The sequence below is a fragment of the Frankia sp. CeRuru1 genome (assembly GCF_977966315.1).
The window spans coordinates 1-18,021 of record NZ_CDWWEW010000059.1 but is presented as its reverse complement, the minus strand read 5'-3'; the positions used below and the strand labels follow the sequence as shown (position 1 = coordinate 18,021).

Here is an 18,021-nt window from a genome sequence, read left to right as displayed (position 1 = left end):
TTCGGCTGGCGAGTTTTGTCGCGCTCGCGGCCGGTCGACCTCGGCCTGATCAGCCTGTATGGGATCACTGTCTCGCCCAGGGCTGGGAAGACCTGGCGGGAGAAACCGAATGCCGGCGGTGAACGGCGTCGGTAAGCCGTGTGCGGGAGAACCGCATGCACGGTTTGACGGGGGGCGGCTGGAAACGGTGCATGCTATGGACGGCCGGGATGAAAAACGCGGGGGAAACCGCGCGGACAAAGGTACCGGACCTTGTGCCTAAAGCGAGATGCCACCGCGCCAGTCGCCTACCCTACAAGTAGCTTTGCCTGAATCGGCCATATATTTTCAGGTTGATCCGCCGGATTCACCTGGAGGCCGATCCGACAACAACCTTGATCGAGCGTTGTTGATGTAGTCGCGGAAATTAGAGAAGTCCCCGGTAGATCACAGGGTGCCTAATCCACTGTTCCCTGACCGAGGACTTCCGCTGCTAACCTACCCCGGCACTATCGCGCTCCCGCAGTCGACCCTGGACTTCCTGGCCTCATTGCTGGCCGACAACCGCGCTCAGCGCCAGACGTGGCGCAAGCTGTCCCCACACGGGCAGGCACTCCTCGTGCTCGCGCACCTACGCAACGGCGACACCTACGAGCGACTCGCCGAAGGCTTCAGCGTCAGTGTCGGGACGGTCTACAACTACGTGCGCGAGGCCGTCGATCTGCTGGCCACCCGCGGCCGTAGCCTCCTCGCGGCGGTGTGGACGTTCGCGTGGACGCAGAGCAACTTCCTCATCCTCGACGGAACGGTCGTGCGCACCAACCGTGTCCGGGCACACAACAAGCTGTACTACTCGGGCAAGCACAAGTACCACGGCATCAACCTCCAGGGCCTCATGGACCCCTACGGCAGGATGATCTGGATCTCCGAGGGGCTTCCCGGCAGCGTCCACGACCTCACCGCCGCCCGCATGCACGACATCCTCCACGTGATCGACCGCTCGGAGCTCCACCTCTTCGCCGACAAGGGATATGTCGGCGGCGAAGGAGACCACCTCCTCGTTCCGTACAAGAAGCCACCCGGCGGCGACCTGTCCGATCAGCTAAAGGAGATCAACCGTGCCCACGCCGCCACCCGCGCCAGAGGCGAGCGCGGCTTCGCGATCCTGAAGAACTGGCACATCTTCGACCGCTTCCGCGGCTGTCCCCGCCGCGCCGGGAAGTTCGCCCTCGCCGCATTCATTCTCACCGAGGAAGGGATTTAGGAAAGCTAACTTTGAAAAGGCTCAGTGCCTCGCCGCTCACATGGCGGGCGAGATCAGGATTCTGGTAGTCGGAGGTCGCCGCGAGCCGCACCCAGTCTTCCCACATGCCCCGATAGGCGGCGAGAGCGTTTCGTTCGGCGATCTCCGAAGCGGCCAGCGAGGCCGATGGGCTGACCTGAGGGGGAGAGGGTCGCGCCGACGCCTGAGTCGTCGGCGCTGGCGCATCGACGCCGCCATCGGCGCATGCGCCAGCCGCGAACAGGGTCAGCAGAGCGACCACGCCGCAAAGCGATGATCCGCGCCGCCTCACGTTCTGTCACCCATCTGACCCACACCCATCACGTAGGCGAACCATCGATACGCAAGAGAGTTAGACTATCTGTGGCAATAAATGACAAGGGGGGCGAATGTCACAGGCGATATGTGCCGACTTGGGGCCTATAATGCGCCCGAGCAAAAAGATGTTACTCTTCGCGTTCGTATCACGTGCGAATCAAGGTTTTCCGGATGCCCGCGGCGCAGCGACGGCTGCCTTCGCCCGCCGTCATCCAAGATCGCGGGGAGGTGGCGCGACCGTGAAGGGATCCGCCGGTCACGGTCCTGTCTACGGTTGGATGACGCGACGCGGGCCGTCGACACCTTCAGTGCTCGAGTGTGCCAAACGGGCCGATCTGGCGCACGTGGCACCTGGAAGCGGAGAGTGACGCCCGGATAAGGGTTGAGCTGCACAGTGCTGTGCCGATGCACGTGCATGGCATATTCATGCCATTTCGCTCTCGGCAAAAGTGGTGGCCCAGGAGAGATCAACATCCGATTCGGTGCCAGACAGTAGCCTCGGCCGGCCGGGAGCCAGGTCAATCGAAGCGCGGTCGTCCCGTTCCGTTTCCCTTATGGTCGACCATGCCACCGTCGCTCGGGGCTGATCTACTCCGACGTCGGCCGTGTCGCGCAGCACGCGCGTGGCGCCGTGGTTTGGCAGTGTCCGGCCGCAATCCGGTGGGCCAAGACGTCCCAACGCTCAACGACCCGGGCGTTACTCAAGTAGTAACCGTCGCATGTGAGGCAGAGGCGGACGGCCGGGGGTGCTCATCTTTCCGATGACTCCTGTCGAGCGGTGAGCGTGGAGGCGGTGACCGCAGCCAGGAGCCTTTTGCGGAGCACGTCAGGGATGTGGCGGGCGCCGAGTCCGGAGCGCCATCGTATGTCGGTGAGGAGTTCAAGCTGGTCGTCGCGCAGATGGCAGCGGGCGGCTTGGTGGTTGAGAAGGTCACGAGCGGCGTATGCGTCGCCGCCGCTCACGGCATCACTGATGATCATGTCAAGTGCGGGGCGCAGGTAACCGGATGGGCCCGCGAGGTCGAGGCGACACAGCCAGAGCTGAATGCGGAATGTCAGGTGCCCAGGGGCATTCGACGACGAGAGCTCGCCGAACATGCTCCCGCCGTCGCCGTCGCCGTCGCCGTCGCCGTCGCCGTCGCCAGCGGCCCTGCGACCTGCGATGTGGTCTTGGAGGAGATGGAGGCAGGCACCGACGGCCCGTTCCCAGGGCTGGGTGGTCGCTGTGGTGGCGAGCATCTGTTCGGCGGCCTGGTGGTCTTGACGAGCGTGGTGGGCGAGGATCGCGGTTTGGCGGCCGTCGAGGAGGCGCTGCCCGATGCCTTTGTGGCGGTGGAGGTGGTCGAGGGCTTCGGCCCAGTGGCCGGTGCGGGTCAGTGCGCGGGTTCCGTCGGCGAGCAGGACAGTCCACAACCAGCTGACAACTTGGGGATGGTCCTCGGTGGCGACAAGATCGTTAAAGGTGAATGCTCTGCCATCGAGGGTGGCCTCGGTCTTCGCCGCGACGGCGCCGTAGAGCGCGGTGAGGAGGCGGTGTGCGCCGAGACCGTCACCGATGCGCAGGCGCAGCCGAGCGAGGTTGATCAAGGGCTGAAGTGCGAGTTTCGCCGTTGCCCCGTCGAGAGGGCGGTGGAACGGAAGCGTGTCGATCTGGTGCCAGCAGAGGTGGTGGGCGAGGTCGGGTAGTCCGCAGTCACTGGCGATCAGGGCTGCGAGGTTGTGGGCTTCGGCGGCGCGCAGCAGTGCGTTGTCGCTGCCCTCGCCGGCCTCGGCGGCTTGGGCTGCGAGGGCGGCTACGTGGGCGATCCGCGCGTCGAGGGCTGGGCAGGATGGCCGGTCACGGGGGACGAGGGGAAACCGTGATGCGACGAGAGCGAACGCCGTTGTCGCCGCATCTGTCGACGTGGTGAGGGCCATCGGGTCGCACCTGTTCTTCAGAGCTTCCAGCGGACGGCGAGTCGGCTGTTCGGCCGGTCGATGCGGTGCCCGGCGACGGTCGGGTCCTCCGGGATGTCCGCGGAGTGGGCGGTGATGACCGGTTCGGCGGGGCCTTCTTCGCGCCACTGGCGCAGCAGGTCGGTGAGGTACGCGGCGAGGGTGGCCGCGTGGGGTCCGTGCGCGTTGACACCGAGTTCGTCGGTGTCGGGGGTTAGGGGGCGCAGGGTGATGTAGGCGATGCTGGTGCCGTCGTGGATGGTGGCCCCGGCCCAGCGGCGTGTCGGGGTGAGCGGGCTGTCGCGGCAGACGGAGGTGTCGACGGCGAGGCGGCTGAACCGGGCGCCGGCGGTGACGAGCCACAGGTCGAGGTGCGCGGTCGGTTCGTCGTCGTGGATCGTCAGCCCGGTCCACAGGCTGTGGGGTGGGCTGGCCGCTGCGGCGCGCAGGGCCGTCTCGTCGGCGGGGTCGTGGTCGTCGAAGCGCAGGGTGATGCCGTCCGCGAGGGTGAGGGTGTGGCCGATGTGGGCGTCGGTGCCGCGAAGGGGGACGAAGCCGCAGACGAGCGCCGAGCGGCTGACCAGTCGGCCCGGCTCGACCGCGTCGAGCGGGAGGGAGCGGGTGAGGCCGCTTCCGTGGAGACGCAGGGGCACGACGATGCGGCCGGCGGGCGCGAGCTGGTCCCACCAGCCTTTAGCCAGGTCCCAGGCCCCAGCCGTGATCACGATCCGATCGTAGGGCGCCCCGCCCGGGTGGCCAGCCGCACCATCGGCGTGGACGACGTCCACTCGCTCGTAGCCGGCCGCGGCCAGTGCGATACGCGCTCCTTCGGCGAGTTCCTCGTCGATCTCGATGGTGGTGACCTGGCCGGTCGGGCCGGTGAGCTCGGCGAGGAGGGCTGCGTTGATGCCGGTGGCGGTGCCGATCTCCAGGACGCGGTGGCCGGGGTGGACGTCGGCCTGTTCGAGCATGGCGGCGACGAGGCTGGGTTGCGAGGCCGAGGACAGCGCGGTGCCGTCGGGGGCACGGCGGGTGACGACGACCTTCGGGGCGTAGGCGGTTTCCAGATCGACCTCGGGCAGGAACAGGTGCCGCGGGACCGTGCGGAACGCGGCTTCGACTTGGGTGGTCCGGAACGTGCCCCAGCGGTGGATGTCGGCGACCAGGTCGTCGCGGAGCTGCTCGGGGGTGCGGGTGGTCATCGTGGTCACCGTTCGTCAGAGATCGGGCCGAGGTCATCGAAGATGATGTAGGCGGAGGTGTGGGCGAGCTGCGCCTGGTCGGAGGCGGGGATGCCGAGCCGGTTCCAGGCGAACAGGATGTGATGGGCGAGAACCGCGCGGAGGCCGCGGCTGAGCTGGCCTTCGTCTGCGAGGTTCGCGAGTGACCGACCCGCGTGCCGGAACGCCGCCAGCCATGCCGGCAGCGCTTCAAGGGGCCGGACTGCGCGGGCGGCGAGAAGGTGACGGACGGCGTTTCGGGTAGCCGCCGCGGCGGCGGACTGCCGCGCGCTGGTCTGGCGGGTGTGGCGGTGACGGGCGACGCGGGTCCAGACATCGCCCTGTTCGTAGTAGTCCTGGCCAGCTGACCTCAGCAACGCCGCGGCCAGCACGAGTCCGACCTCGGCCCGATGTTCGGGGCAGGCTCGGTCGAGGTGGGCGAGGACGTTGCGGCTGTCGTGGTGGAAGAGCTGATGCGCGACGTCCATGCCGGCGGGGCCACCGAAGGCGTGGATCTCCGGCTCGTAGACGGCGGGCGCCCAGCGGCGGACCGCGTCGCCGTCGAGCACGGCGCGGAGCCTGCCATCGCTGAACTCCGCGGAGTCGTGCCCGTCCCGGTTCGGGCCTGGGCGCCAGCGGATCCGCCAGGAGGCTGCCTTCCTGGTGAACCACCACAGGCTGATCCCGTCCGTCCGCTCAGCTGAGGTCAGCAGCGGTGCCAGCTGGGTGACCCCCAGATGTTCAGCGGCCCGCCAGTTCTGGCACCACACTGTCACTGCGCACCAGGCGGACTCGGTGTCGGGAATGCTCACGCGTCGTTTCCCGAGCACGGGGCCGGCAGGGCCGCAGGAAGATCGAGCAGGAGCGCGCTCTCCCAGACGGCGCCGACGCCGGTCGTGAGGGCGTGCAGGACCGCGGCGATGCCTGCCGCGCCATCGATGAGGCCGGTGAGCCGCCAGCCGGCGCCGCGTGCTGTGTCGAGGCTGTGGAGAAGCTGGTCAATCAGGTCGGGGAGGTGGCTGGCGAGCGGCTGGAAGCGGGCGTCGGTGGCGGCACAGCGGACGGTGGCGACCAGGCCCGCCCAGCCGTGGCAGAGCGCTGGGTCGACGAACCGGGCGAGCTGGACGGCGTTCGTGAGACAGGCGGCAAGAGCGTCCTCGGCGCGCCGTTGCCGGGTGGGGTCAGCCAGGGCGAGGGCGGCGAGCTGCTGGGCGCGGGCTAGGCCGGGGGTGCCGTAACACCAGGACGCGCGTCCTGGGCCGGGCTGGGTCGGTCGACCTGCCAGCAGGTCGCTGGCAGTGATCCGTTCAGGCCACCAGGGCCCGGCGGGGCTGTCTTGGCGCCAGACGTCCAGCCAGCGGCAGATCCGGTCGAGGGCCACGGTGTGGCCGGAGACGATGATCCCGCGGCGGTGGGTGAGCGCCAGCAGGGCGAGCGGCCCCGCGATGCCGTGGGCCATGCCCTGGTCGGAGTGTCCGTCCGCGAACGGGCCGGGCGGTGCGTTGGTGGGGACGTCGATGGTCCACCAGCCGGGCGCGTCCGGCCCGGCCGTGTCCATGGCCGGCACCGGTTCGGTGAGCCGAACGAGATAGGTCAGGATCTGGCGGAGCTGCTCGCCGTCGGGGTCGCGGACCGCGAGGTAAGCGCCGAGCCCGGTCAGGCCCCGGACCAGGTCGAATTCGGCGCGGACCGGTCGTCGTCCCGCCTCGATCCGTGCATGGGCCGCTGTGAGCCGACGTTCGACCAGTCTTTCGACAGCGGTATGGAGCCGCTGGGCCGCACGCTGGTGGCGGCCGGGTGACGCCGCCACCGTCAACGCGAACGCGAGCGCCGGGGCGCCGAACCACAGGCCGGCACTCGGACCGGCGGAGAGATCCTCGCCGGCGGCGGCCGTCAGCCAGGCATCGGCGGTGTCCCAGCCACCGTCGCCGGAGCGGGCGCGGGCACCATGGAGAAGCGCGACGCCTGCTGCCCCCTCGGCCAGCGCCTGGCCCTGCCAGCGGCTGCTGCCTGTTTCGGGTGGTGGTGGTGTGACCAGCGCGTCGGCCAGCCGGGCGGCGATGGTCGCCGTGCGGGTGCGCCGATCGCCAACCACGGTCACGAGCTCTCCGCTCCGGCCGGGACGAGCGGGGCCTGCTGGCCGATGTTGTGCCAGGCAAGGGCCACCGCGCGGGCGAGGCGGTGGCAGGCCCGCTCCGCCGCCGGGTCAATGCCGTGGGCACGGATGTAGTGCAGATGCAGCAGCGACCCCAGCACCTCGCCGCGGTCGGGTCGGCCCGGTGCCGTGGCGAGCTGGGCCGCATATCGTTCGGCGGCCCGGCGCCGGGCGTCCCAGGCATCACACACCGCTGCCGGAAGCCGCGGGACCGCGCCGCCGGGAGTGGAGCCGCCACGATCTGCTCGGGACAAGGCGATGGCCTGGCGCAGCACTGTCCGTTGAACTGGAGTTCCGGAGGCTCGCCGGTTGTCCAGAAGCCACCGTATTGCCGCGTGCCTGTCGCCGATCAGTGCGCAGGTCAGGTCGACCATGCTGACCGCGGTCAGCGCCGCAGGGTGCAGCGCCCGGTTCGCGGCCTGGGCGGCCAGCTGGGCGACGACGGCGGTGGAGTCGGCGGCGAACAGGTTCTCGGCTGCGGCGAGCGCTTCGTCGGCGCCGTACCGGGCCGTCTCCGGGTGGTACGTGTCGAGTACCAGGTCGCCGATGAGACGCCGCGCCCGCAGCCGCTCCGCCCAGACACCGACCTGGGCTACGGCCCGCCCGTAGCTTTCGGCGGCGCCCTGGGCGTCCGGCACGAGGCGGATCCGCAGGCGCAGATGGGGCGCGGGGTCGAGGTACCTGATGAACCACCACTGCGCGGGCATGTCCCCGGCGTCGAGTAGCGCGGCCAGGTGGCCGGTGAGGATCGTGTCGACCACGTCCGGATGGCAGTACAGCTTCGCGAACAGCACCGTCGATCCCGGCAGGATCCCGGAGGCCGCGTCGGTCACCGTCATCGGACCGGACGCTGTCACCACGGCGGGTGCCCGACGTGGGGCGGCGGTGGTCGCCACGGGGAACACGATCTCGTGGGCTCGGCCACCGGCCCAGCCGTAGTCATCGGGCTGTGGTGCTTCGGCGAGGCTGACGGGGCTGCTGGCGCCGTCCAGTTCGGCACGCAGCAGGTCGCGATCCAACCGTTCATCGAGGTCCAGCCGCAGTCGCACATCCGCTCGGCCGGTACTCACCCAGCGCGGTAGCCCTGATCGCTGCCGAAGCCGCCCGAGCGCGTCCACCCACTCATGGTCAGCGGCCCGCGGGCCGGGGAGATCGGACGGATGGACGCGCCAGCGGGCCGGTGCCAGAACCGCGCGACCATGGCGAACTCTCGGCAGGAACGGGAGACAACCCGCCGCGCCCCACGAGAACGGGGCGACGGTGCCGGCACCAGCGCGGGGCAGTTCGTGCAACAGCCGCGCGAGTGGTGGGAAGGACTGCCGGGCCGCGGCGTGCGTCAGCAAGGGCTCGACGACGGCGCGGCGGGAGAGCGACACCAGGTAGAGCCGCTCGCTGTCTGCCGTGACCGCCAGATCCGCCCACCCGATCCTGCCGCGCTGGCGCTGGCGCTGGCGCTGGCGCTGGCGCTGGCGCTGGCGCTGGTGGTGGTGGTGCTCGTGGTGCTCGGCGAGCGAGATCCAGTCCGCCAGCATGTGGGGAGCGCGGGTGACGTTCTCCAACCGGGCGTGCCCCGGCGGGAATGACAGCTGCGCTGCCACCGCACCGTCAACCATCGTTGGGAGCTGACGGAACGCGCTCACCATCCGGTGACGGTCCGCGTCAGGAAGCAGATCGAGGAATCTGCCGCTCATCGCGACCGCGGTCCGGCTGACCCCCGAGACCCACAGGGTGAACGCGCCTTGGGTCAGGCTCGCTGCCGACGACGCCCGGACCTCGATGCAGATCTCGACATGTGGTTCCGCCCAGAACCCGTCCGCCGGTGCGGACGCGGTGTCGAGGGCGGCGCCGTCCAGAACGACTTCCCGCTGGCCGTCGAGCGCCGCGCGCTGAGCGAGCTGCAACAGAACCTCGTCGCGGAGCGGCACCTCGTAGGCAGGTTCTGCCCCTGCCGGGTCGAAATGGGCCGGATAGCCCAGGCCGACCACCGGATCAACCAGTTGATCAACTCGTATCAGCGCCGACTCACCGAACCTCTCGATGAACCTGCGGTGATAGTCGCGCCAGGAGGGGTTGCCGGCCGGATGCGGGGACAGCCTCAGCAGGGCTCCGGCCGCCGCGGCAGCCTCCCTCGCCACAACCTCCGGCACCGTGACCGTGCAGCCCAGCCGCAGATCAACCGCGAGTGGCTGCCCAACCACCGAGCACACCGCCCGCATCCGCTCACGAACGGCTGCCAGACGGGGCCGCGGCACCGAACCGTCCAGGCCGCGTGTTCGCACGAGGTCGTCCTGGACCAGGCGAAGTTCTTCGAGTTCTTCGATGAGGGCCGCCCAGGAAACTCCGGCGCTGTCATCGGACCGGCGCGCGGTGGCTGGCATGCCTGCGTCCTTGATGCGCGTCAGCGTGCCGAGAACGTGCGCGACGGCGTCCGTGCACGTCGCAGGGGGCCGCAGGTTACTCACGAGAACGCCGTACGTCAGGAGCTGGGCCAGCATGGCCTCGACGCCGGGGCGAGGAAGGCCGAGCGTGGCCCCCACAGAATCAACAAGATCGGCAAATTGGACGGGTGTCGCCGCGCACGCTATAGCCGTCTGAACTGCCCGACTGTGGCAGACCGACACCTCGGCAGGCAGAAAGGCCTCCGTTGGCGGTTGGGCATGCGGGCGCCAGGGAAGCACCAGCCGGCCACCGCGGATCAGAGCCAGGTCATTGGCCACCACAGTCAGCGCCGCGCGGATACCGCTCATGGACTCCAGCCGGGCGACGACCGCGGCGAGCCACACAGAATCCGCCCGCGGGTAGAGCCGATCGGCATCAGTCCATCGCAGCGCGGACTCGCTGCCTAACCGCGCCGGAGCCACGCCAGCGAACAGGCCGAACGGGGTCGCCCGCCGGCTCATCCGCACCAGATAGCGCGCCACAGCCAGCCCCAGCCGGCGCGCCCGCCGCGCGGACAGCCGTTCCCCACGGCACGCCTCCTCGACACCCGCCGCCAGCGCCGGGCTCGCGGTCTCTATGGCGAGAGCAAGGGATGGGTGCGCCCAGGCCTCGGCCAGCCAGGCGCGCCAGCGCACTCCGTCATCGCAGTCCGCGCCGGGCCAGGCCTCTGCGGCCATCACCTTCGCCGATTCGTCCGACAGGGAAGCAGCACGGAACAGCGCTGCGTCGAGCGGCGCGTAGAGCAGCGCACTGCGCGGGGAGCCCATGGCATCGCCTCCGTCTGGTGATCAGCGGTCCATTGCGCTGCACACGTGCCGGGTGATGCCCGGAGACCACGCGATCTCCGGGCATCACCCGGACTCATGGCGGTGTCAGCAGTCGGTGTTCTTGTTCGTCGAGCAGCCGTTGTCGGTGCTGCAGAGCAGCGCGTCCGCCGCGTCGCCCTGCTCGACGATCGAGACGTCGAGCTCCAGCTCGCTGATCCCCGCGATGGTCGCGTCGGCCGTGATGGTGTCCATGGTCATCGCACTCCCTGTCTCGCCCGTTCGCATAGGACACGGGCTCGTGAAGGACTCCACTGATGCGGTCCTGCCTCCCGGCCCACAGCGAGGTCGCGTGAGGAAGCGGATGTCGCCGCAACCGCGGTCACCAGCTGGGAGGTAGACGGCTCGGTCCGGCCGACGCAGGCTCTCGAGCCAGCCGGTAGGGCCCGGCGACTGGTCCGCGCCGGCCTGATCAGAAAACCGGGCTTGCAAGGTGGGCGGTACCATCCACGGCCCGTCCATGGGCAACCGGGCGATGACGGAAGGTAGCAGCGTCCGATAGCGTCGGTGTGGTCGGCCCTGCCCGCACGACGCGCCGTTGGAGGTGCGGATTGACGAAGCACCGTCATCCCCCGAACCGGAATCTGGCCTGGGAACGACTCCAGCGCGGCTGGTCACACGACGAGGTCGCCCGCCGTGTCGGCGTGGAAATGGACCACGTCGGCGAGACGTACACCGGCCTGTGCGCCAACACCGTCAGGCGATGGGAGACCGGCGAGCGGCGTCCGGAGCCTCGCTACCGCAAACACCTGGTGACCGTGTTCGGGAAACCCGCGAGCGAACTCGGCCTACTCACACCGGACGAGCTCAAGATGCGCCCGGACATCGCGATGGGGAGGGTGGACGGCATGCCATCCGGCACGACTGATGACGCGAGCTGGGATCGGGCCACCGTCCTTCGCGCGATGCTGGGAGCGGGCGCGTTGCCCCTGCTGAGCCCGCTGCTTTCCATAACGTCGGCCGAGGGCGACACCCAACCTGGGCCGTCCCAGGTGGATCCCGAGACCTACATGAAGATCGCGAATGGTCAGCGGGAGCTCTACTGGAACAGCCCTCCCCGCCCGCTCTTCGAAGCGTCCTTCGCGCATACCCACCTGGGCGTCGCGCTCGTCCGCGGCGCGCACGGGACGCAACGCGCGGCGCTCGCCGCCGGGCTGGTCCAGTCGGCGCTGCTCGCCGGGCGCCTCGCCTTCTTCGACCTCGGCCAGCCCGCCGTCGCCACCCGCTGCTACGAGGTCGCGCTGACAGCCAGCAAGGAGACCGGCGACCACGCGCTCGCCGCCACCGTTCTCGGTCACATGGCCTTCATTCCCGGCTTCAGCCAGGACCCGGACGGCGCGCGGAACCTGCTCGCCGCCGCGCTCCAGCACTGCTGGCACGGCGTCGATCCCATCGTCCGGTCCTGGCTGCACTGCGTGTCCTCCGAGATCGAGGCCAGGAACGGGGCCTCGGCGACCAGCCGCCACCAGATCGACCTCGCCGAAGCCTCGCTACCCTACGCCCCCAGCGACCTTGCGTGGTTCGACTTCTACGATGCGGCCCGCCTCGACTCCTTCGCCGGCTACGCCGCCCTCACCACCGGAGATCACCCGGAAGCCGCTCGGCGGCTGACCGCGGCAGCCGACCGGCTCGGCGCGCAGGGAAGCAAACAACGCAGCGTCATCCTGGCCGATCTCGCCGGAGCCCATCGCCAGGACGGCGACCGCGTCGCGGACTATCTCGGCCAGGCGATCGACGCGCTCACCACCGACTGGTACGCGACCGGGATCGACCGCGTACACGCGATCCGGCCACTCCTGGGAGACAGCAAGCACGGCCGACACCTCGACGGCCAGATCAGAGCATTGTCACCGGCATCGTGACCTCGCCTGTGGGAGCGCTCAGTTCGTCGCGTTGTACTTGCGGACCAGATCCGGTAGCTCAGTCAACGAATCGAGGTGAAACAGGCAGCGGTCGGCGACGGTCGCGCCCTCAAGGATGTGGCCCCACGGCCCGCGGCGGGTGAGGGCAGTCGCCAGGCCGGCGGCCTGCGCGGGGCGGATGTCGTTGTCGAGCCGATCACCGACGTACAGCACCTCCCCGGCCGGGCAACCCGCTTCGGCGACGACACGCTCGAAGAACTCCGCTGACGGCTTCTCCACACCCCAGCCGTCCGACGTTCCGATCAGGTCAACGGGGAGATCCAGCGCCCGCAGGATGGCTTCGGCGCGGGCGGTCTGGTTGCCCGCCAGGCCGACCCGCAGGCCCTCGGCGCGCAGCGCCGCCAGGCAGGGCCGGGCGTCGGCGTACAGATCCTCCCCACCAAACGACTCCGGCTGCCCGGCCGCCGCACGCCGCTCGCGCTCCACCCCGAGGTCGAATCCGGGCCGGAACACCTGGAACACCTCCCGGTAGTCCAACCCACGGGCGATCACGGCGCCGAACACCGCGGAGAACGTGTGCCGCGGCACCCCCAGCCAGTCCGCCCACGTCCCGTACTCCCGCGACTCGTCCACGATCGTCTCGCCTACGTCGAAGAACACTGATCTGATCGGCACGCGGGCCCCTCCCTGCTGGTCGGACTGCGGACGTCTCCATCGTTCAGGGTGAAGCTATCGGGCGTTACTACCTTCCGTCAGCGGCTGGTTGCCCTTGGACGGGCTCTGGACGGTACCGCCAACGCCGCCGGCCGAGTTTCCTGATCAAAGCGGCGAAGGCACCACCTTCCCGCTGACCCGCTGACCCGTGCCTTCTCGCGGTTCGGGTTCGGCGGTTCCATCCACCCTTGAGAAGGCAGCCGTGTTCCGAGCCCTCACCACCGTGCCGGTTTTCGCCGCGTTCGAACAGCGGTCATCCCAGCTCGCTCCCGCGGCGTCCGGCGTTGACGATCTGCTCGGGGCGGCGCCGTGATGCCCGGCAACGCAGCAGGCACGTCGACCGCGACGTTGCGCGCGGTGATGGTCGACCGGATCGCCGCGGCCCTGCCCCTGTCCGGGGCGGTGGAGGAAGTGATGCGGGCGGTGCCGCGGGACAGGTTCTTCCCGGGCGCCGCCGTCGAGGAGACGTATGCCGATCGCTCCGTCGCCGTCGATGGTGACGGCCGGTGGGCGCCGGCGCCGTCCACGGTCGCGGTGATGCTCGACCAACTCGCGGTCCGGCCCGGCACCCGGATCCTGGAGATCGGCACGGTCAACGCCTACAGCACGGCGCTGCTGTCCAGGCTGACGGGCCCGTCAGGCGCGGTCCGGAGCACGATGGATACCGGCCGCGCGGAGATCCGCGCCAGCATCGCGGGACTCACCGCCCCCGACTGCGCCAACGTCACGCTCGTCGATGACCTCCGCTCCTGGCCCCATACGCCCCACGAACGGGTTCTCGCTCACGCCGGGGTCGATCTGCGACCTGCGCTGGTCGAGGAGGTCGTTGAAGGCGGGCGGCTCGTCATTCCGCTGCGGCTTCGGGGCCTGGAGCGCACGGTCGGCTTCGTTCGCCGCGGCGGTCAGTTGGTCTCGGACTCGATACGCCCCTTCCACGCACGGCCACGGGGCGTCCGGCGCACCGCGGCGCTCCTCGCCGCCGGGGTACGCCTGGATGCCGCGGGCCAGGACGTCAACGTCAGTCGCTTCCGGGACTCGATCACGGGTGATCGTCACCTGGTCGAGACCGGGGTGACGGTTCCCACCAGCGCGCTGGCGGGGCTGGATCTGTGGCTGGCGACCGTGCGGCCGGCCTACGGCACCCTCTACGTCGAGGCGATCGCCGACCAGCAGAATCCGGTCGGCCCGCCGTCCCCGCAGGGCGTGTCAGCAGTCTGGACGGACTCCGAACTCGCCTTTCTCGACATTAGGAACACCGGCAATGCTGTGGAGATCCGGGTCGCCGCCTATGGTCCGGACCGGCACCGGGTCGCCGATCTACTCTCCTACGACATCCAGATCTGGGACGCGAACCGGCGGGAGGGCCCGGACCCTGTCATCCGGGTCTGCCACACGCCCACGGCCTGTGAGCCGCACCCTCCGGGACGGGTGATCACTACCCCGCATGCCCAGATCCTGATCTCCTGGGATTGGCCCGGCTCTCCTCCGCACGCGGAGACCCGGCTGGGAGCGACCCTGAGCGCCTCCGCCACGTCCGCCTCGGTGCGGTGGGGAGTCGTCACGCTCGATGCCCACGGCCGGGTCGTGCGGGCGGTCGTCGGTTTCGACCGCCCGGATCTCGCCAACGACTGGGCCCGCGATCAACCCGGCGTCGACGCCGTGGTGCTGCCCACCGAGTGGACGCCGGGTAGCGACTGGGCGGTCGTTGCCTTGGGCACCGAGGGCCAACCCATCCAGATCACTGCCCGGTTCCCTCGACAGCAGGCAGCCGACCTGCATGCCCGTGCGGCCCGCGCCCTACCGGGCTACACCGTGGTCCCCGTCGACCAGGCGTCCGGCCCGGCTGGTCCCTGAGACCGAGGCTGTCACCCCGCCGTTCCGCCATGCCCGCGTAGTCCTCGCGGTGCCTTCAGCGTCGGCGGGGCCGGACGTGCCGGCCGAGTCGCGAGCGGGCCGGAAGAGCTCGCGGCGCCGCCACCCTCGACCCCAGGAGTGATCTTGGCTTCGCAGTGTTTACCTGAGGCGACGGCCACGAGCCGCTGCGCCATGGGTGCCGGCGGACAGGCAGCTTCGAGCCTGTCCGCCGTGCACCACGTTGAGTTTCGCGTCGACCAGCCCGAGCCGCGTCCCCGCCGTGTCTCGGCGGTCGAAAGCGTCGTCCTGGCTGGCGCCCGGGTGCGCCCCGGACAGGATCTGGTCGCCCTCGGCGGGGCGCCGGGCCTGGTATCCGGTGCGGTGTCGGCGGTCTACCCCGAGGGCAGCGTCACGGTCCTGACGCCGACCCCCGCAGCACTGGCTCAGATCCGGCCGACCCCGGAGACTCGCTATCGGTGGGGATCGGTGTGGGATCTCGCTGATCTGCCTCTGCCTGACGCCAGCGCCGACGCGGTGATCGGCCGCATGGTTCTGGCGCCACTCGGTCATCCCCGCCGGATGCTGATCGACATCGCCCGCGTCCTGCGACCGGGAGGACGGCTGTCGTTGTGCGAACCTCTGCTCGGTCAGTGCAGCCCGATCGACCTCGACGGGCTAAGCCGGCACGAGCTCAACCAGGTCACGAAGGTCCTGGCCGAGGCCCAACCCGCTGCCCAGGCGTTCACCGTGCCCGCCGTGGTCGGCAACGCCTGTCTCGCCGGCCTCATGTGTGTCGAGCACGTCGCCGACACCGTCACCACCACGATGACGGGCGTGGCCGCCGCCGACGCGGCACTGCACGCCCCGGGCCCGGCGGCCGAGTCGGTCTACCAGGCGATCAACCGCGCCCTCGGCGCCGCCTTCGCCCGCCGCTACTCCGACGCGTGGCGCGCCACGGCGCGTCGACGCCCCCTCGTACTGACCACCCCGATCGTCTACCTCACCGCGGTCAAGCCGGAAAGCAGCAGATGCCCACTCTGACCTTCGGGGACGCCGTGAGCGCATACCCGCCGCCCACCTTCGACGCGAACCGGCCGCACCCGGCCCGGGTACGCAACTACCTCCTCGACGGCAAGGACAATTTCCCGGTCGACCGGGAGTACGGCGACAATCTCATTGCGGTCTTCCCCGAGATCATTGCTACTGTTCGGGCCTCCAGAGAATTCCTCGTCCGCGCGGTCAGTCACCTGGCTGGCGAGGCGGGACTGCGCCAGTTCCTTGACATCGGCCCCGGCCTCCCGGCCGAGGGCAACACCCACAGCGTGGCCCAGCGCATCGCGCCGGAATCACGCATCGTTTATGCCGATAACGATCGTAGGCTGTCGGGTAGTGTGCACGGTGCAGGCCGCGATCAGCATCGACAGCGAGGGTGGGACAGTGGGCGAGCTAGGTGCCGGATTCGTCAGGGTGTCGACGGGTAGCCAGGACGAGACCTCACAGGTCAAGATCCTCGCTGAGGAGGCTGCTCAGCGCGGGATCACGATCGTCAAGTGGTTTACCCTTCACGGGTACTCGGCGAGCCACGGGGCGCAGGAACCGGCGTTGCGTGAGGCAATCGCTGACATTCAGCGTGGGGACTACACGACGCTTTTGGTGACCGAGTCGTCCCGGCTTGACCGTCGCGACGATTTGGATGCGCAGGCGGAGATCTTGCTTGGTATTCGGTCTGCGGGTGGTGACATCATCTCGATTGCCGAACCCCAGTTCGGCAAGACCGATTTCGCCGGTCGTATCGTGACTCTTGTCGCTCAGCATGCGAATGCCGAGAAGTCCAGGACGGTCAAGCAGACCACGTACCGTGGCATCTCGATGATTATTGCCAACGGCGCGCATCACGGTCCGCTGCCGTCGTTCTGGGCGGTCAAGGGGGAACGCTACGCCAAGCAAGCTTATTGCGCCGACCCGGAATCGGTCAGGGACATTTACGAGCGTGTCGCCAACCGCGAATCCCTGCAATCCATCGCCCGGATTTACGATGTTTATCCAGCATCGGTTAAGAACCTTGTCCGGTTCGCGGCGAACCACACAGGGGTCGAGGAATGCCGGTACACGTATGAGGGTGCGACCGAAACGTGGGTGCATGAGGTTGGACCGGTGGTCGATTCGCCTCTGTGGTGGCGCGCCAACAAGGTGATTGCCGCGAACCTGACGGACGCCAGAGGGAACAAGGGTGGCCGTCCCGTGGCACAGGCCGCCAACTGGATCAGTGGCGTCCTTCAATGCCCATCGTGCGGTGCGAAGCTGCACCTGAACGCCGGTCGCGCTCCGTCCGGAAAGCCGCGCACTCCTAAGCTTCGCTGTGGCGGTAACCCCAAAGCCCGCAAGGCGTGCGGTGTCTTCACCGGCTGTGACGCCCGCCCCATCATTGGCATAATCGATTCTATGTTTTCCAGTGACACGACGCCTATTCTCGCTTTCCAGCGGGTGGCGGGGAACGCGCACGAGCTGGACGAGATGCGGGCAGAATTCTCCCGGCTGCAAAGCCGTTTGTCTGTCACGGAAGACGATGACGAACTCGATGCGCTGGTGGCCACCCGCAAGGCTCTGCGGGTGGCCATCGAACAATTCGCGCTTGTCTCTGACGTGTACGACTACACGGAGATCGGGCGGACGGTCAGCGACATGTGGACCAGCGGCGACACCGACGAAAAGCGGGGCATGCTCCGAGCGATCATGACCTCGTGGGGTCTGACGCTTTCCGAGCATGACGGACAGTGGGGAATCAAGATCGGTACGGGTTTCACGGACACGACCGACGCGGACGGAATCGTGGACCTTGGCAACGGGTTCTGTTTCCGTCGGGAAAGCAGCGCGCGGAACGGAGGTTCAGCCGCCCGTCCGCGCTAGGTGGCCTGCGGGAAGGCCGGAAGGACGAGCACGACCCTTCCGGCCTCCAGATGCCCCAGCACATCAGGAAGCCTGAAATCCTGCACCGAGAGAATCACGACGCTCTCACCACACGGGAGGGGGTCAAGATCGCTGGGAGTCTTGCGGGTAGGTGGCTGTTCCTCGTTACGCGGCTTGGGCAAGGGGCTGGGAGAAAGCGACGGAGGACAGGACCGCGGCGGCGAGGGGGGCGGCACCGCGTTGCCGATTTGGAGAAGCCGGCTGGTGTTGCTGCCCTGCCACGGGTAGTCGGCGGGAAAGGATTGCAGGGCGCCGAACTCGGCGACGGTCAGGGGGTCTACCGGTCCGGCCCACCTGTCGGTTAGCTGTGCGGTGCGGAGAGCGGTGCGGGCGTAGGTTCCACCCCAGGTGTTCCCGTGGGTGGTGACGGTGAGGGATGGCCGGTCGATGATCCCCCGGCCGATGCTGTCGGCCATGCTCCGCCAGGGTTTCAGCGGCGGTGCATATCGCGGGGTTGTCGCACCGTATCGGG

The 18,021-nt window shown here is 69.1% G+C and carries 14 protein-coding genes and 1 pseudogene; 6 read left to right on the top strand and 9 right to left on the bottom strand.

The annotated features are described in order from the left end of the window. The first annotated feature begins 433 nt into the window (after positions 1-433). Positions 434-1,243, top strand: a complete 810-nt coding sequence (locus tag AC08OP_RS06865; protein ID WP_476613416.1) for a transposase family protein — start codon at positions 434-436, stop codon at positions 1,241-1,243. Here the strand turns inward: AC08OP_RS06865 and AC08OP_RS06860 are convergent. The 7 genes from AC08OP_RS06860 to fxlA form a co-directional block, all read right to left on the bottom strand. Then, positions 1,224-1,523, bottom strand: coding sequence for a hypothetical protein (locus tag AC08OP_RS06860; protein ID WP_476613415.1), 300 nt, complete (start codon positions 1,521-1,523; stop codon positions 1,224-1,226). The genes AC08OP_RS06865 and AC08OP_RS06860 overlap by 20 nt on opposite strands. A gap of 806 nt (positions 1,524-2,329) precedes the next feature. Next, positions 2,330-3,496: a hypothetical protein gene (locus AC08OP_RS06855; RefSeq protein ID WP_476613414.1), complete on the bottom strand. Its 1,167-nt coding sequence runs from the start codon at positions 3,494-3,496 to the stop codon at positions 2,330-2,332. A gap of 17 nt (positions 3,497-3,513) precedes the next feature. Next, entirely contained in the window at positions 3,514-4,716 is a 1,203-nt protein-coding gene (gene fxlM, locus AC08OP_RS06850; protein ID WP_476613413.1) for a methyltransferase, FxLD system, read from the bottom strand. Between the two features lie 5 nt (positions 4,717-4,721). After that, complete coding sequence (locus AC08OP_RS06845) at positions 4,722-5,546, bottom strand: thiopeptide-type bacteriocin biosynthesis protein (RefSeq protein ID WP_476613412.1); 825 nt, start codon at positions 5,544-5,546, stop codon at positions 4,722-4,724. Beyond that, entirely contained in the window at positions 5,543-6,829 is a 1,287-nt protein-coding gene (locus AC08OP_RS06840; RefSeq protein WP_476613411.1) for a lanthionine synthetase C family protein, read from the bottom strand. The genes AC08OP_RS06845 and AC08OP_RS06840 overlap by 4 nt, the downstream gene beginning before the upstream one ends. A gap of 2 nt (positions 6,830-6,831) precedes the next feature. Continuing rightward, the gene (locus AC08OP_RS06835) at positions 6,832-10,095 is read right to left on the bottom strand and encodes a lantibiotic dehydratase (protein WP_476613410.1); all 3,264 of its coding nucleotides are present in this window, start codon (positions 10,093-10,095) and stop codon (positions 6,832-6,834) included. Between the two features lie 105 nt (positions 10,096-10,200). Then, a complete protein-coding gene (gene fxlA / locus AC08OP_RS06830) occupies positions 10,201-10,353 on the bottom strand; it encodes an FxLD family lanthipeptide (protein ID WP_476613409.1) in 153 nt (50 codons plus the stop codon). A gap of 350 nt (positions 10,354-10,703) precedes the next feature. On the opposite strand from fxlA, the gene AC08OP_RS06825 reads away from it, so the two are divergent. After that, positions 10,704-12,014, top strand: coding sequence for a helix-turn-helix domain-containing protein (locus AC08OP_RS06825; RefSeq protein ID WP_476613408.1), 1,311 nt, complete (start codon positions 10,704-10,706; stop codon positions 12,012-12,014). An 18-nt stretch (positions 12,015-12,032) separates the two neighbouring features. Here AC08OP_RS06825 and AC08OP_RS06820 read toward each other — a convergent pair whose 3' ends face one another. Continuing rightward, positions 12,033-12,689, bottom strand: coding sequence for an HAD family hydrolase (locus AC08OP_RS06820; RefSeq protein WP_476613407.1), 657 nt, complete (start codon positions 12,687-12,689; stop codon positions 12,033-12,035). A 351-nt stretch (positions 12,690-13,040) separates the two neighbouring features. On the opposite strand from AC08OP_RS06820, the gene AC08OP_RS06815 reads away from it, so the two are divergent. The 4 genes and pseudogenes from AC08OP_RS06815 to AC08OP_RS06800 all read left to right on the top strand — a co-directional run bounded on the left by AC08OP_RS06815 (position 13,041) and on the right by AC08OP_RS06800 (position 17,489). Continuing rightward, the gene (locus AC08OP_RS06815) at positions 13,041-14,582 is read left to right on the top strand and encodes a class I SAM-dependent methyltransferase (protein WP_476613406.1); all 1,542 of its coding nucleotides are present in this window, start codon (positions 13,041-13,043) and stop codon (positions 14,580-14,582) included. Positions 14,583-14,813: 231 nt separating this feature from the next. Beyond that, positions 14,814-15,623, top strand: coding sequence for a class I SAM-dependent methyltransferase (locus AC08OP_RS06810; RefSeq protein ID WP_476613405.1), 810 nt, complete (start codon positions 14,814-14,816; stop codon positions 15,621-15,623). Then, a pseudogene (locus AC08OP_RS06805) lies at positions 15,611-15,955 on the top strand (SAM-dependent methyltransferase); the annotation flags it as partial. The gene AC08OP_RS06810 and the pseudogene AC08OP_RS06805, both read left to right, overlap by 13 nt. A 64-nt stretch (positions 15,956-16,019) precedes the next feature. Beyond that, positions 16,020-17,489, top strand: coding sequence for a recombinase family protein (locus AC08OP_RS06800; RefSeq protein WP_476613404.1), 1,470 nt, complete (start codon positions 16,020-16,022; stop codon positions 17,487-17,489). On the opposite strand, the gene AC08OP_RS06795 is transcribed toward AC08OP_RS06800, so the two are convergent. Further along, positions 17,486-17,965, bottom strand: coding sequence for a DNA cytosine methyltransferase (locus AC08OP_RS06795; protein WP_476613403.1), 480 nt, complete (start codon positions 17,963-17,965; stop codon positions 17,486-17,488). The genes AC08OP_RS06800 and AC08OP_RS06795 overlap by 4 nt on opposite strands. Between the last annotated feature and the right edge of the window lie 56 nt (positions 17,966-18,021).